This is a genomic window from Paraglaciecola sp. QJM3NY_14, from assembly GCF_056173245.1.
The window spans coordinates 2,994,539-3,008,070 of record NZ_CM149664.1 but is presented as its reverse complement, the minus strand read 5'-3'; the positions used below and the strand labels follow the sequence as shown (position 1 = coordinate 3,008,070).

Annotated in this window: 12 protein-coding genes; 4 read left to right on the top strand and 8 right to left on the bottom strand. The window is 43.1% G+C overall.

Annotated features, from left to right (window positions below; genetic code table 11):
• Positions 1–525 precede the first annotated feature (525 nt).
• From AC0VYA_RS12665 to AC0VYA_RS12645, 5 genes are all read right to left on the bottom strand, one after another.
• Positions 526–921, bottom strand: coding sequence for a hypothetical protein (locus AC0VYA_RS12665; protein WP_475488485.1), 396 nt, complete (start codon positions 919–921; stop codon positions 526–528).
• A gap of 28 nt (positions 922–949) precedes the next feature.
• Positions 950–1,345: a hypothetical protein gene (locus AC0VYA_RS12660; protein WP_475488484.1), complete on the bottom strand. Its 396-nt coding sequence runs from the start codon at positions 1,343–1,345 to the stop codon at positions 950–952.
• Positions 1,345–1,617: a hypothetical protein gene (locus tag AC0VYA_RS12655; protein ID WP_475488483.1), complete on the bottom strand. Its 273-nt coding sequence runs from the start codon at positions 1,615–1,617 to the stop codon at positions 1,345–1,347. Before AC0VYA_RS12655 ends, AC0VYA_RS12660 begins: the two co-directional genes overlap by 1 nt.
• 112 nt (positions 1,618–1,729) lie before the next feature.
• A complete protein-coding gene (locus AC0VYA_RS12650) occupies positions 1,730–2,413 on the bottom strand; it encodes a hypothetical protein (protein WP_475488482.1) in 684 nt (227 codons plus the stop codon).
• Positions 2,413–3,792 carry a tyrosine-type recombinase/integrase gene (locus AC0VYA_RS12645; protein ID WP_475488481.1) on the bottom strand — a complete coding sequence of 460 codons (1,380 nt, stop codon included), beginning with the start codon at positions 3,790–3,792 and terminating at the stop codon, positions 2,413–2,415. The genes AC0VYA_RS12650 and AC0VYA_RS12645 overlap by 1 nt, the downstream gene beginning before the upstream one ends.
• A 1,165-nt stretch (positions 3,793–4,957) precedes the next feature.
• On the opposite strand from AC0VYA_RS12645, the gene AC0VYA_RS12640 reads away from it, so the two are divergent.
• From AC0VYA_RS12640 to AC0VYA_RS12625, 4 genes are all read left to right on the top strand, one after another.
• Positions 4,958–6,310: a porin gene (locus AC0VYA_RS12640; RefSeq protein ID WP_473481115.1), complete on the top strand. Its 1,353-nt coding sequence runs from the start codon at positions 4,958–4,960 to the stop codon at positions 6,308–6,310.
• Positions 6,311–6,466: 156 nt separating this feature from the next.
• Positions 6,467–8,092 carry a BCCT family transporter gene (locus AC0VYA_RS12635; RefSeq protein ID WP_473481114.1) on the top strand — a complete coding sequence of 542 codons (1,626 nt, stop codon included), beginning with the start codon at positions 6,467–6,469 and terminating at the stop codon, positions 8,090–8,092.
• A 130-nt stretch (positions 8,093–8,222) separates the two neighbouring features.
• The gene (locus AC0VYA_RS12630; protein ID WP_473481112.1) at positions 8,223–10,109 is read left to right on the top strand and encodes a DUF294 nucleotidyltransferase-like domain-containing protein; all 1,887 of its coding nucleotides are present in this window, start codon (positions 8,223–8,225) and stop codon (positions 10,107–10,109) included.
• Between the two features lie 16 nt (positions 10,110–10,125).
• Positions 10,126–10,881 carry a 3'-5' exonuclease gene (locus tag AC0VYA_RS12625; RefSeq protein WP_473481111.1) on the top strand — a complete coding sequence of 252 codons (756 nt, stop codon included), beginning with the start codon at positions 10,126–10,128 and terminating at the stop codon, positions 10,879–10,881.
• Here the strand turns inward: AC0VYA_RS12625 and AC0VYA_RS12620 are convergent.
• The 3 genes from AC0VYA_RS12620 to AC0VYA_RS12610 form a co-directional block, all read right to left on the bottom strand.
• Positions 10,878–11,891 (bottom strand): DUF3080 family protein, encoded by a 1,014-nt coding sequence (locus AC0VYA_RS12620; RefSeq protein WP_475488480.1) that lies wholly within the window; start codon positions 11,889–11,891, stop codon positions 10,878–10,880. The genes AC0VYA_RS12625 and AC0VYA_RS12620 overlap by 4 nt on opposite strands.
• A gap of 36 nt (positions 11,892–11,927) precedes the next feature.
• A complete protein-coding gene (locus AC0VYA_RS12615) occupies positions 11,928–12,671 on the bottom strand; it encodes a pteridine reductase (RefSeq protein ID WP_475488479.1) in 744 nt (247 codons plus the stop codon).
• A gap of 127 nt (positions 12,672–12,798) precedes the next feature.
• Complete coding sequence (locus tag AC0VYA_RS12610) at positions 12,799–13,419, bottom strand: START domain-containing protein (protein WP_475488478.1); 621 nt, start codon at positions 13,417–13,419, stop codon at positions 12,799–12,801.
• Positions 13,420–13,532: the final 113 nt, after the last annotated feature.

Here is a 13,532-nt window from a genome sequence, read left to right as displayed (position 1 = left end):
TTAGTTGCCTGATTAGGTAACTATCTTTCAGGGGCTAACGGTTTAGACATCGGTTTGTTTATCGGTTTAGCTCTAGCCTGTACCTCATGCTGTGCGTGACTTTGAATCGGTTTTTCTTTCGGTTTAGCTAACGGTTTTAATCTGAATCACTATTGAATAGTAATGACTGATTGGCCTGTGAGCACATGCCGTGAGGTAAAAGTTTAAAACTCAAATACCCCTTTTAGGGTAACCGCTTACCCTTTTTCGGGTAATTCAGCCTGTTAAATGTGCTCGATTATAAATAGCCTCTAAGAATTGCTTTTTTAAAGACTGAATCAGTTTAAATAAACTGTATGTATGGCTAACTATTAAGGTCTCCAGAAACTGGAGTATGCGAGATTGGTTGATAAATCGGTAAGTTATTGTATTTACTGAGTTTGGTTTTTTTCGCATCCTCCAGAAAGTGGAGTATAAAAGTTTCGCATACTCCATAAACTGGAGTACAAACAGCCTTTATCCTCCATAAACTGGAGTATGGAAAATTTAAGGTTTATGTTTATCGATAACATCAATAAACGTCCTCAGTGCGGTTTTAGTTGGCTTTAAATCCATTTGAAAGCCTGGTATGTCATTTACCATTTCCCACGTAATGGCATAATAGTTTGGCGTCCTGCCGTTTTGAGTGAGTGCGTTACCTTTACTTAATTCAATAAACCCTTTTTGCCTCAGCCCCTTTATGGCGTTGCTAAGTGTCGTTTGAGATTTAAACCCGCGGTGTTTTACTTGCGACCAAACTGCGCACAACTTCCCGTTATTTTTGCCTTTATATTGATACGCAAACCAGAGTAGCAAACGTATTTCATTGCCAGACAATTTATTGAAATCAGGATGATCAATAACCCTGTTCGGTATGCCTGCAAATGGTTGTGGTTTTGCCATAGCGTAGCCCTAAAGCAGCCCCGAAGGGCTATGCTGCGATTGTTTGGAAAGGATAAGTGTTTAGGTTTGATAGAGGCGTTAAACCTCGTTTAGCGCGGCAATGATTAAGCAGATTCACTGCCTTTCTTGCTTGCTCGGAATCGGCAAGCCAATAGCGAGTAAAAGGGCGTCTATATTTGCTGTAAGGCTCGTCTGGTTTTCTAAATATATGAATTCCATATTCGTTCTGTAACTTGCTTACTGAAGTATGTAAGCACGACTCCCTATATTCATTATATGCTTCAGGCTGTATTAGTCCGGCGGCACCAAACTTAAAGAAACAAAGTAAGGTTTCCTCAAGCTTGAACGGGGGGCGTTTTGCTTTAGACTCGTCAGTGACTAGATGGGAGTCGTTATTCAATTTTTGGATAGCGGCTTTTTTCATTATGCTGCCTCGCTATCTTGGTTTTCATTCTGTTCAAACCAATTCATCAAGTCACCTGCGTGGTATCTGACTGCGCGTCCATATTTAGAATGCTTTGGGGCATTAGTTCCAAGTAACATCCCTGTCGAACGGGATAGCCTCATTGTGAAATCAGATACTCGTAGTGCAAAAGCAGCTTCTTTACTGGTGTTTACTTCCTGTAAGTTATGGCGCTTTTTAAATGACTGAAGTCTTTCGTCGTATGTAAAAGTATTTTGGTTTTGCTGTTTCATGTAATCACCTATTGATTATGTGCTTATTGATGTTGAGGTGATTACAACGTTTTTTGTTGTTGATAAAAATTGAGGATTACGGCTAATAGGGTATTAGCCGGTGAGCGACCTATTAGGCGTCAAATATTGACTTGTACCCTTTTGGTTTCTTGCCTATTCTAGGGTTGTGGCCTTCAGGTTTACATTGTCGCACCCAATCCCTGAGAGTTGCTAATTCTGGAGTATCATCAGGTTTAAATTTGTTCAACAGTAAACTTTGAAGGTATTCAGCAACCTCATTAAAAGATGGGTTGCAACCGTCTGTATGGACTCTCTCCATTAAATCTGGAGCTTGTTGCATCACAATTTCCTTAGCATGACGCATAGAACCTAAGGCTCTATCGCTTTGTTTGTGGCTGTTCAGCAATCTATAGTTTTCTTCCGCCGTCATATCTGCATGATTATCGAAAGTGCGTAATAGAGCGTGAATGACGATTGCTGTACTATCAGCACCGCCTGCAAAAGCTCCTTCTTTGGAAATTTCTACTTTTTGGCTCGCTAGAATCCGCATTCCAATAGCTCGCTCACATGCTTTTTTCAAATTCATTGTGTAATAGAGGTTTACTCTTTCTTTGACTTCTAACTTATCAAAAATCACGTCAAACTCAGACCTTTCATATTTTTTATCCCAGTTAAATCCCAGAGCATTTATTTTGTTTAGACATTGGTCGTTCATATTGATTACGAGTTCACCGTCTGCCCACCCATCACTTGATAAAACAGAATAGAGGTTTTTTTGATCTAAAAGATCCATCATTATAATTTCGCCTTATCAAATTTTTGATTATTGTCATTTGCAAAATCGCCAGAGATTAAAGAAAGCGCCTCTGCTGCTGCGTGTGGCGCCAAATGACCATAGTGTTCTTCTATCATCTTTGTAGATTTATGGCCGGCTAATCTTGCGACTGTGAACAGGGGAACGCTATTAGCGACGAGTTTACTGATGTAATGATGTCGTAAGGAATAGAAATCGATATCAGAGGTTATTCCTCCAAATTGTAAAACAGCTTTCCAGTGTCTTATGTGGGCTTTTTTATCCATTTTTTTACCGTTAACGGGGGAGGGGAAAACAAGACCGTTTACGGGGCTTCCCTGCTGCTTGTGCCAGCTATCCATGACTTCAGTGATATTCTGATCAAGTGGTAAATCTAATTTACTCGGGTTTCCGTGGTGCCTCGTTTTATTAGGTACTTTTACCAATCGACTGAACGTTAGGTTCAATTCTTGCCAATTCAATGAATAGAGATCACCAGGGCGCATTCCTGTATAAGCTGCTAATCGGAAGAAGGGAAAAAACCAGTGTGGGTGAGCTAGATGCTCGAGAGAGGGCAAGCTTGCTTGGCCATGCTTTCTAGAGTTCTCACGCTTACTGATTAAATCAGCCTTATACAAAGCGATACCCTGGCTGATACCAGTTAATTCTTCGGCGGTTAACATACGTCTTTTAACAAGCGCGTCACCATTTAATCGTTTTGCTTTATCTTCGTCAGCCTCGCTAGATAGCTTAAAATTTGTAGTAGGGTCTAAGTCTATCGCGCCATGCTGTACAGCGTGTCTAAGCAGCGTCCTGAGAGCAGAAAACGAACGCACAGTTGTAGAGTGAGCTCTTATTTTTCCATCATTACCAACACGGTACCCATCTTGCCAATCTGTAAGGTCTTTTTTAGTTATTGCATCCATCGGCGTATCGAGTAAATCAGAAAAGGATCGGCTGATTAAATCCAAAGTATGACGGCCTCCGTCTTTCTTTTTTGCCTGGTGTTTCTTGTACGGCCCTTCTAGGTAAGTTCTAAGTAAGCGACTTTCCCTTAATTCGGAATCGGTTTTAAACTTGTTTTTTAACTTTGTAATTTCTGCTACGGGGTCTTTCCCTTTTGATAAATCGCCTCTGTACTCGAGCGCTAAATCAACAGCCTTCATTCTGTCACTGGTACCGTCAACGAGTTTGCCTAAACTTAGTTTCCTCCGCTTGCCGGAAAAATCAGTGTAGCGTAATCGCCAAGTAGCGCCTTTTTGGGTTTTTACTAAATGAAAGCCTTTGATCTTGTTGCAAGATAATTCAGCCATGTTGGTAGCGTCACGGGCAAAGTTTACAGCCTGAGTTTTCGTGATAGAGGTATCGCCGGTCTTAGCCAAAATGGTACCTTTTTTGAAAATGGGAACAGAATGGGAACATTATGGAGCAGCAAAGAGAAACAATCAACAACAACTGACTGAGGTTTGGTTAAGCTGGTTTAGCCTATTTAAAAGGCTTTTCGGCGATTATCTTGTTTTTTATAGTAATTGTGGATTGTAATTGATTGGGGTGTTTTCCACCTTGACATGGTAGGGGTCGGATGTTCGAGTCATCTCGGACGCACCACTTCTTTATGTTCCAGTTTTTATATCTCTCTTCTTTGTATATTTTACAATCGCGTTTCATTATTACCGAGTAAGATTTTGTTATAGCCCTTTCTGTATGGGTTACTGCACTTTGTTAGCCATTAATTTCGTAATATTAATTTGTGCTCTAATTAATTTATTTCTCCAGTATTAACGTTTTCATTATTGTTACAATTAGCACTATAGCCTTTCATTAGTTCATAACAAAATTCACATCCTCATAAGACGCAATATAGAGAACCTGAATATAGTCTTGTTTTAAAAGGGTTTAATTTCAATTTCACTTGAAATTTTGATATGGTCTGTGAAAAGGATGAAGTAGATATGCTACTTTCATCATACTGTTTAAATTGCTACTAAGTGTTATTTTTTCCGGGGTCTCATTTGTTACTTCATGTTTTTTTCAATTAATAGATCTAACTCAATGTATTTTCCTTGGTCGATTTAAGCACAAAAGCATGTGGTGTATATCTTGCTCGTTCAATGCATGGCGCACAGCTTTTAATTACAAAATTCTCAAAAGCCCAGTACTTAAAGCTTCGTGCTTGAAGCCTACTATTTGGAATCTAGCAGTGAAGCAATGGGGCGTAGGAGAATAGCCAAAAGGGATTTCGCGTTTAGTAAATATCGCTAAGGGTCACTGCGTAGTGTGGCCAATAACGATAAAAGTGCGAGACCAGTGATACAAAGAGAAATGCCGCGCAGGCGGCTCTCACTCGATAATAAGAAATGACAAAAGCAAAGAACCCGTGTGCTTGGTTATGGGTAAGACCAAAGTTGGGCCGCTCTGGCGTGACCCGCAATAGGGCTTAGAACTCGTAATTACCAGCCTTTACAAGGTCATCAGCGCTTAATTGTCGTCGAAAATAAAATTAGCAAAGAGGAACATATATTTATTTTTATAGTGAAAGGACATAATATGAAACTCACACAGTGTATCGGACCAGCCCTATTATCAGGTGCAATAGCGAGCTCTTTCAGCACATCGGCTGTAGAAGTTAGTGAACAAGAACTGGCGACACTAAAAGCACAAATTTCAGCGTTGCAAGCTCGCTTAGAACAGCTGGAAAACCAAAATAAGCCCACTAATACTGCGGCAAATCCCTCTCTATCATCCAACGCAAAATCTACTCAATCAGTTGATTTAGCCCAGCAAGATAAGAAAGTCGAAACAAACACTGCTGAAACCGAACGTGAAGAGCCTGAATCGACCGATGGGATCACCTTTGGCGGTGCCATTCGAACGAATTACAGTTATACCTCTTATGATGACGGTAATAAGAACCGAGGTGGCGACTTCGATTTTGATATTTTCCGCATCAACATGAGTGGCGAAGTCGGGGGGGTCACTTTAAATGGTGAAATTCGCTTTTTTGATTATATGACAGCTGTTAAATATGCCTATGCTGGTTATCAATTCAGCGAGAACTGGCAAGTACAAGCTGGTATTACTCAAGTGCCATTTGGTAATCAGGCTTATAATTCGCAGAACTATTTCTTTAGCACTAACTATTACTTGGGTTTAGAGGATGATTTTGATTTGGGCGTGGTTTTTAAACGTAGTGTAGCTGACAATTGGCAGCTAGATGTGGGGTTCTTTAAAAATGATGAGCTCGGCGGAGTTGATGGCTACGTAGACAATCGATCAGACCGCTATTCATATGATATTGTTGGTATTCGAGCACAAGGTGATGGCATCTACGATGAACCGACCGAAGGATTAGGGGAATACAATACCTTAGCAGGTCGCTTTGCTTATCATTTTACCACCGGGGAGGTGAAAACTGAGGTCGGTGTGTCTGCGTTACAAGGCGGTATTCATAACGGTGAAAATCGCGCTGGGGATTATCAGGCGTGGGCGTTTCATACCAGCAGTCAATACAGAAATTGGCATTTACAATTTCAACACAGTCAATACGACTATGATATTGGTGAGGCTGACCGCTTAGCCGTTGGCGCGTATTCGTTTTATGATTCAATTGCTGCTGATGCTAAATCAACCACACTCAACATTGCCTATGACATGGCTGTTGATTTCGGACCTGTAACTGATCTGCAGTTCTACAACAATTTTGGTTTGGTATACGACAAGTCTGACAACAGCGAAGATACCATGATGAATGTGTTGGGCATGTCAGTGGCGGCAGGTGGGTTATTTACCTATTTCGATTTGGTGCACGCAAAGAATCAGCCTTTTGTGGGGGGCAGCGCTGCGGGTGATACCGATGAAACGGAGCAACGCTTTAATATCAATATTGGCTACTATTTCTAATAGATAATTTCATCTAACAGATAATTGCGCGATGGTGTTTATGTTTATGTTTATTTTTATCAATACGATGATAAACGCATTAAATTTTAAGCATATTAATAAGTTACACATACTCCAAAATATTTTGAAACACAGGTTAATAAAAAGGACATTTCGATGAAAGAGAATAAAGATCCGATGATACCGGACGGACAGGTCAACCCCATTGATACTGATTATCAAGTGGGACAAGACAATATCGTGGTCAGTGTTGGTCCATTTGGATTAGACATCCACAACCGCGTCTTTGCAGTGTCAGGGGTAATGATTATCGCATTCGTGGCGCTGACATTATTATTTCAAGCGGAAGCCGAACCCTTTTTCGGTAACATTCGAAATTGGCTAACGGGTAATTTAGATGGCTTCTTCATGGGGGCGGCGAATATATTCGTCATTCTATGTTTGGTCTTGGTTATTTCGCCTTTAGGGCGAGTCCGTTTGGGCGGCACCGAAGCGAAACCTGATTACAGTTACTTAGGTTGGTTCTCCATGCTGTTTGCTGCAGGCATGGGCATTGGTTTGATGTATTACGGCGTTAGTGAGCCATTGGGGCATTTCGGGACTGCTTTTGCTGGACCGACGCTAGAGAATGGCGTTCGGACCGATTACGCTCCGCTAGGAGGTGCAGCCGGCGACGCGGTTGCAGCACAAAAACTGGCGATGGCTGCCACGATTTATCACTGGGCACTCCACCCATGGGCGATTTACGCCATCATGGCATTAGGCTTGGCATTATTCTCTTTTAATAAGGGATTGCCGCTGACCATTCGCTCGGTCTTCTATCCTATTTTAGGCGAGAGAGTATGGGGATGGCCTGGGCATATCATTGATATTTTAGCGATTTTGGCAACCTTGTTTGGTTTAGCGACATCATTGGGGCTAGGGGCATCTCAAGCCGCATCAGGCCTACATTCGGTTTTTGGTTTACCTTTAGGTGAAACCACTGAAATATTGTTGGTACTAGGCATAACGGGACTTGCATTGTTTTCAGTGGTAGCAGGCCTTGATGCCGGCGTGAAAAAACTGTCAGAAATCAATATGATCTTAGCGGTGCTGCTGGTTATCTTTGTGCTTGTTGTTGGGCCGACAATAGCCATCCTGACGGGCTTTTTTGACAACTTGGTATCTTATATTCGTTACTTACCTGAATTGGCGAATCCAGTAGGGCGTGAGGATACGGGTTTCGCAACGGGATGGACTGCCTTTTACTGGGCGTGGTGGATTTCCTGGAGTCCTTTCGTGGGGATGTTTATTGCACGGGTTTCTCGAGGCCGTACGGTTCGCGAGTTCATTATTTCAGTACTGCTTGTGCCATCAGTTGCCTGTGTATTTTGGATGACAGTGTTCGGCGGAACTGCTATTCAGCAGGTTGTTGTTGATGGTTATCAAGCGGCGGTAAACGCTGACCTACCGTTACAATTGTTTGCTGTACTGGAGGGGCTTCCTTTAGCCAATATCACCTCGTTTGTGGCCATTGTGTTAGTCATCGTGTTTTTTGTGACATCATCCGACTCTGGCTCTTTGGTGATTGATGTTATCTCGGCTGGTGGCAAGGTAGAGGCGCCGACACCTCAGCGCGTATTTTGGTGTGTGTTTGAAGGTTTAGTCGCTGTTTCACTGATACTTGGTGGCGGACTCATTGCACTTCAAGCGATGGCGGTATCCACGGGATTTCCGTTCACCATTGTGTTGCTCATTGCGGCATTCTCTATGGTCAAAGGCTTGATGTCTGAACCAAGATAAGTCGCTTATCTGATTATACAAATCCAGCTATCAGGCTGGATTTGTTGTTTTTACACGATACAACTAACCGGTATAATCTGCCTCAGTTAGTTGTTATTCATTGCCTATTTCCAACAGGAATTGCTGCTCTATGGCCACTGAACAAGTTGAAGTTACCGACTTCTTGCAACGACATAAACCGTTTTCTGACTTAGCGGCGCCTGAGTTATCTCATGTGGCGTCTGGGGTAGAAATCGCCTATTACAAAGCAGGCTCACCCATTCTCACCTTTGGCCAAGACAACACGCATTGGTTTGTGATCAGAAGCGGTGCTGTTGAGGTGTTCCGTCGTGACGGCGAGTTATACAACCGTTTAGGTGAAGGAAACTTTTTTGGCGAATTGGCCCTAATGCGCAACCGCCCGGTGCGTTTTCCTGTCGTTGCCCTTGAAGATACCTTGGTTTACCTCATAGACGCTGATACATTTAATAATCTATTCGACAACGATGAGCAGTTCGCTGACTTCGTAGAAGTTGAAGATCGCAGCCGATTACGTGAATCCAGCCCAGATAAAAAAGACAATAATGCGTTGTTAACGGTAAAGGTGGAAAAGCTCATTGAGCAATTGCCGCTGATCTTGCCACCGCATACCAGTGTGCAAGATGCTGCACTACGCATGACCGAAGAGGGGGTCTCCTCTCTGCTCATTTCAAATGAGTACCTAAACGATAATACAAGTTCAGATGACGAGCCGGTCATTGGGATCGTTACTGATGTGGATATTCGAAGCCGACTTGTGGCTAACGGACTTGATTTATCCACTCCGGTGACGGACATCATGACGACGCAACTCACCATAGTGCAAAGCAACCAATACGTGTTTGAAGCCATGATGCTGATGTTAAAACACAAGGTGACGCACTTACCTGTACTCAGAAAATCGAAACCCATTGGCTTAATAAGCCATCAAGACATACTGCGTTACGAATCACAAAACAGTTTGTTTGTGGTCAAAAGTATTTTCAATGCGCAAAACGTTGATGAACTCGCAGCGCTTAAGGATGAAGTGCAAACATGCTTTTCACGCATGGTAGATGAAGATGCTAACTCGCAGATGATTGGCAGTGCGATGGCGGTTATCGGCCGCAGTTTTAAGCAGCGCCTACTGGAGTTAGCGGAAGAAGAGTTCGGCCCGCCGCCGATACCTTATTGTTTTCTCGCCCTTGGCTCTATGGCCCGTGACGAACAGCTCATAGTAACAGACCAAGACAATGCCTTGGTGCTCGATAACCGCTTTGAGCCCAAATTGCATGACGCTTACTTTAATGATTTAGCCAACTTTGTGTGTGACGGCTTAGACCGCTGTGGGTATACCTATTGCAAAGGCGGGATTATGGCAACTAACAAAAAATGGCGTCAACCATTAAAAATATGGGAGCAATATTTTACCCAGTGGATAGATAAGCCAACACCCGAAACACTTTTACATAGTGCAATATTTTTCGATTTAGATGGGGTGTGGGGGAAAAAAGTATGGGCTGACGCGCTAAATAGACTCATTCGTAAGAAAGCCTTTAAAAATTCCCGCTTTCTAGCATGTATGGCGCGAAACGCATTGCTGCGTACGCCGCCTTTAGGGTTCTTTAAAGACTTTGTGATGGAAACGGATGGGCGGCAAACCAACTCTATTAATATGAAGCGCAGGGGGACAGCCCCCATTGCCGACTTAATCCGGGTGCATGCTTTGTCGGTCGGGGCTGAGGGGCGTAACAGCTTTTCACGGCTCAATGGTGTGATTGATGCCAAAATTCTGCCCCCAGGCCGCGGAGTCGACTTACGTGACGCACTTGAGTTTATTGCTATGGTACGCATTCGCCATCAAGCATTTGATTTGGAAATGAAACGTGTCCCTGATAATGACATTGAGCCAGAGTATTTGTCCGATTTTGAACGTAAAAACCTGCGAGACGCGTTTCAAATTCTCAGCGATGCGCAAAAATACATGAAGTATCGGTATCAACCTGGTCGTCACTTGTAATGCAAAAGGTCATTGGATGTTTTATTTAGATAAAAAAGCGCTTCAGGATACGCCAAATAATAAACCTGTCGGCAAAGGGTTTAATTGGACTGGTGAGTTTGCTAAACGCCATAAACAAGCAAAGTATCCTGCGCTTAAACAGTATTACGCCCATGGGACAATAAGTGCAGATACCCCTATCGCAGAGGCCCCTTTGGTCGCACTAGATTTTGAAACCACAGGTTTAAATCCCAAAACGGATAGTATTGTCAGTATTGGTTTGGTGGCAATGACAGTGAAGCGCATACGTTGCCAAGAGGCGCAGCACTGGATAATCAAACCCGATACTGAATTAAAAACTAAGTCGGTGGTGATCCACGGTATTACCCACTCCGATGTGGCTGATGCACCGTCATTCAACAGAGTTCTGGATGAGCTATTGCAGCACTTGCAGGGAAAAGTGGTGGTGGCTCATCACAAAGATATTGAAGTCCGTTTTTTAAATTCAGCGTTAAAGCATTATATCGGTGAGGAAATTGTTTTCCCGTGTATCGATACAATGGCTTTAGAAGCGCGCTTTTCCCGCACCATCAAACGTACATTTCTGCGCAGTTTGTTAGGGCAGAAAACGCCGTCCATTCGACTCACTGATTGTCGCTCTCGCTATCGTTTGCCTTATTATCGACAGCATAATGCGTTAACCGATGCATTGGCATGTGCAGAACTGCTGCAAGCACAAGTGGCGACACATTACCCAGATGACACGTCACCCATTTCTGCCATTTGGTGTTAGTTTACGCGAGGTGAAATGCCACAATGCTTAAAAATTGTTTGCCAAAATTCCACATGGTGTTTCATCGCCAGTTGATATGCGTTAAAACCCTCGTCACCTTGGGCGTTGATAAACTGGCGAAATGACGGGGCTAAATTCGGTTCTGTACTTAATTTTTGATAGAGCGGTGAAAGCGTATAATGCACGCGGTTTAGTTCACTGCCAATAGGTTGAATTTTCTCGATAAAAAATAAGGTAAACACGTTTTTAAGATACTTCATTTTCTGACTTGGTTGGCCATCCTTGCATTGTTCAAACAGGTCCTGCTTTTGTAACCATAATGTGGTGCTATTTAATTCTTCTCTTATTACCGATTGGGTTCGCCATGTTTTGGCCGGTAAGTGCGACTTTGAGAGTTGGGACAAATAGCGCTCCAATTCTTGGCTATTTGGCGCTGAGCTTAGTTGGCTATTTGCGTCGAGTAAATACGATAAAGCACTTTTTGTTGTATGTAGCTCGGTGGAGCTTACTGAGTTAAAAAAATCACTGTTATTACTAAAGGCATTAATGGTTTCATCACTGATTTGTATAAGATTTGCCCATACCAATGGCAGGGCAGTGAGTTTATGCTCCAGCCAGTCATCGAGTAATGCGCTGTACTCTGGCATCAGTAGCTTACAGCGTGACAACGACTCAACCACTTCACGCTCATAAAGGTAGCGTACTGAGGGTGGTTGTATACGCCCTAACGGGGTGTTTCGCTGGGCTATCAATACACTCAGGTCACATTTCTTTAAGGCAAAAAATTGCTTTACGTCCAACTGAGGTGGGTTGATTACATTTACCAATAATCGTTTGCTAGGGTAGACCAGCGAGGCTGAAGCTTTGATTGGTATTGGGGCATTGAACGGGGCGTCTAATACATTGGCTATCCGCTCTTGGTATTGGTTCATCGTATGACTGATGTCGTTTCGCCCGCATCCTACCGTCGCTATGGTCAGGGCCAATACTATTGTGAGCCGGTTAAGCATGAAGTGAGTAGCCTGACACCAAGTCATCTTTTTAGGTCAAACTTTATGGCTCGACACGACACTGCGCCCACCATCCACGGCAATGATCTGGCCTGTCACATATTTGGCTTCACATAAATAATGGATAGTCTGAGCAATATCTTCTGGTGTGCCTAAGGTTTTAGCAGGGATCTGTTGCAACACCTGTTTTTTGTCAGCATCAGATAGCGCTTGTTCGGGCCATAGAATTGCGCCAGGGGCAACAGCGTTAACGCGTATGTCCGGTGCTAACTCAATGGCCAATGACTTGGTCATAGTGACCAGTGCTGACTTTGCCATGCTATAAACAGTGTGCTGTTGAAGTGGCCTATCGGCATGAATATCAACCATGTTAATAATGACTCCTTTATTAACGGTCAAATTTCCAGCTAGATGCTGTGCTAAAAACAATGGCGCTTGTACATTACTGCCAAATAAATCATGCCAGTGGTTTTGCGTGATATCACCCACGGGCGTAGGGTAAAACGAAGACGCATTATTGACTAGCACATCTAAGCGCCCAAAAGCGCCAACCACTTGCTTTGCTAGTAAACCTAAGTTGTCGATTTCGCACAGGTTGGCAACCACTAAACGCGCGGAATGTTCCCTTTGACTGTTAAGATTGACTAGTAAGGTTTCGGCTTCGGATACAGAGTGATGGCAATGCAGCACAATGTTAAACCCTTTGTTATGTAGATAGGTGGCGGTAGATGCACCTATACGCTTGGCACTACCGGTAATAAAGGCAACTTTGGTCGACATAATGCTCCATGGTGGCTGTAATTATTGGGGCTCAATCTCAGGTTTACTTTAACCGTTAATATTCTTATCGCTGGGTGTATTACACATGTAAAATACAGGAATGGCACCTGTTGATTTAGCTTGACGGTTAATCTTGTGCTACTAAAGAGGGATTATCTAGCTGTTGTACGATATTTTCAAACGTTTCACGAATGGAGGATATTAAAGTACGATTGGCTAACCAGATTGGAATATTGCCACCGGGATTGGCTTGTCCCTGATACTCAATATAGGTGAAACGATTGGCGTGCGCATTGAGTATCCAACGACCACTTACGCCTTTTATCCGCACAAAATTCTCTAATTCTGGATATTTCTCACTCGCATCGACAATATCGATATACACATTACCTTGTTCAACATAGGTAATGGATTGAGTCACCATGTCCCTGTCCCTGATGGGCCAAGGTGCGTCGAATTTGCTGTGTACTAAGCGAACATTATCGTTTGCCTCGAGTAGGTGGACGGCTTGATTATGGGCTATCCACTTCGGCGCTAGCTGTGTTTGTTCCAACAATTCTACAAATGCTTCAGGCCTATTATGAACATGCACTATACCGTGCACCTTAATGTGGCCATTGTCAGTGTCTTGTTGGTAAATGGCCACATTGTTGCTTGTAGTGGCAAGCTCCCAATCTAGAATAGGCTGAGCTAGCAGGTCGTGAGCAAGACCGACTTCAGAAAAGCTCGCACTTAGAAATATTACCAATAGAGAGTGCCTGAAAGACGATTGCATAGTTTGAACAAATTTCGTTATAATCCCGATTCTGTTTTGATCGTAACAGAACAGCAGACAAAACACCTATTAGAGGTGTTTTTTTA

What these genes read in the sequence shown, in the direction of transcription:
- AC0VYA_RS12665 (WP_475488485.1), bottom strand. Translation starts at nt 921, where the DNA reads ATGGCAAAACCACAACCATTTGCAGGCATACCGAACAGGGTTATTGAT.
- AC0VYA_RS12660 (WP_475488484.1), bottom strand. Translation starts at nt 1,345, where the DNA reads ATGAAAAAAGCCGCTATCCAAAAATTGAATAACGACTCCCATCTAGTC.
- AC0VYA_RS12655 (WP_475488483.1), bottom strand. Translation starts at nt 1,617, where the DNA reads ATGAAACAGCAAAACCAAAATACTTTTACATACGACGAAAGACTTCAG.
- AC0VYA_RS12650 (WP_475488482.1), bottom strand. Translation starts at nt 2,413, where the DNA reads ATGATGGATCTTTTAGATCAAAAAAACCTCTATTCTGTTTTATCAAGT.
- AC0VYA_RS12640 (WP_473481115.1), top strand. Translation starts at nt 4,958, where the DNA reads ATGAAACTCACACAGTGTATCGGACCAGCCCTATTATCAGGTGCAATA.
- AC0VYA_RS12635 (WP_473481114.1), top strand. Translation starts at nt 6,467, where the DNA reads ATGAAAGAGAATAAAGATCCGATGATACCGGACGGACAGGTCAACCCC.
- AC0VYA_RS12630 (WP_473481112.1), top strand. Translation starts at nt 8,223, where the DNA reads ATGGCCACTGAACAAGTTGAAGTTACCGACTTCTTGCAACGACATAAA.
- AC0VYA_RS12625 (WP_473481111.1), top strand. Translation starts at nt 10,126, where the DNA reads ATGTTTTATTTAGATAAAAAAGCGCTTCAGGATACGCCAAATAATAAA.
- AC0VYA_RS12620 (WP_475488480.1), bottom strand. Translation starts at nt 11,891, where the DNA reads ATGCTTAACCGGCTCACAATAGTATTGGCCCTGACCATAGCGACGGTA.
- AC0VYA_RS12615 (WP_475488479.1), bottom strand. Translation starts at nt 12,671, where the DNA reads ATGTCGACCAAAGTTGCCTTTATTACCGGTAGTGCCAAGCGTATAGGT.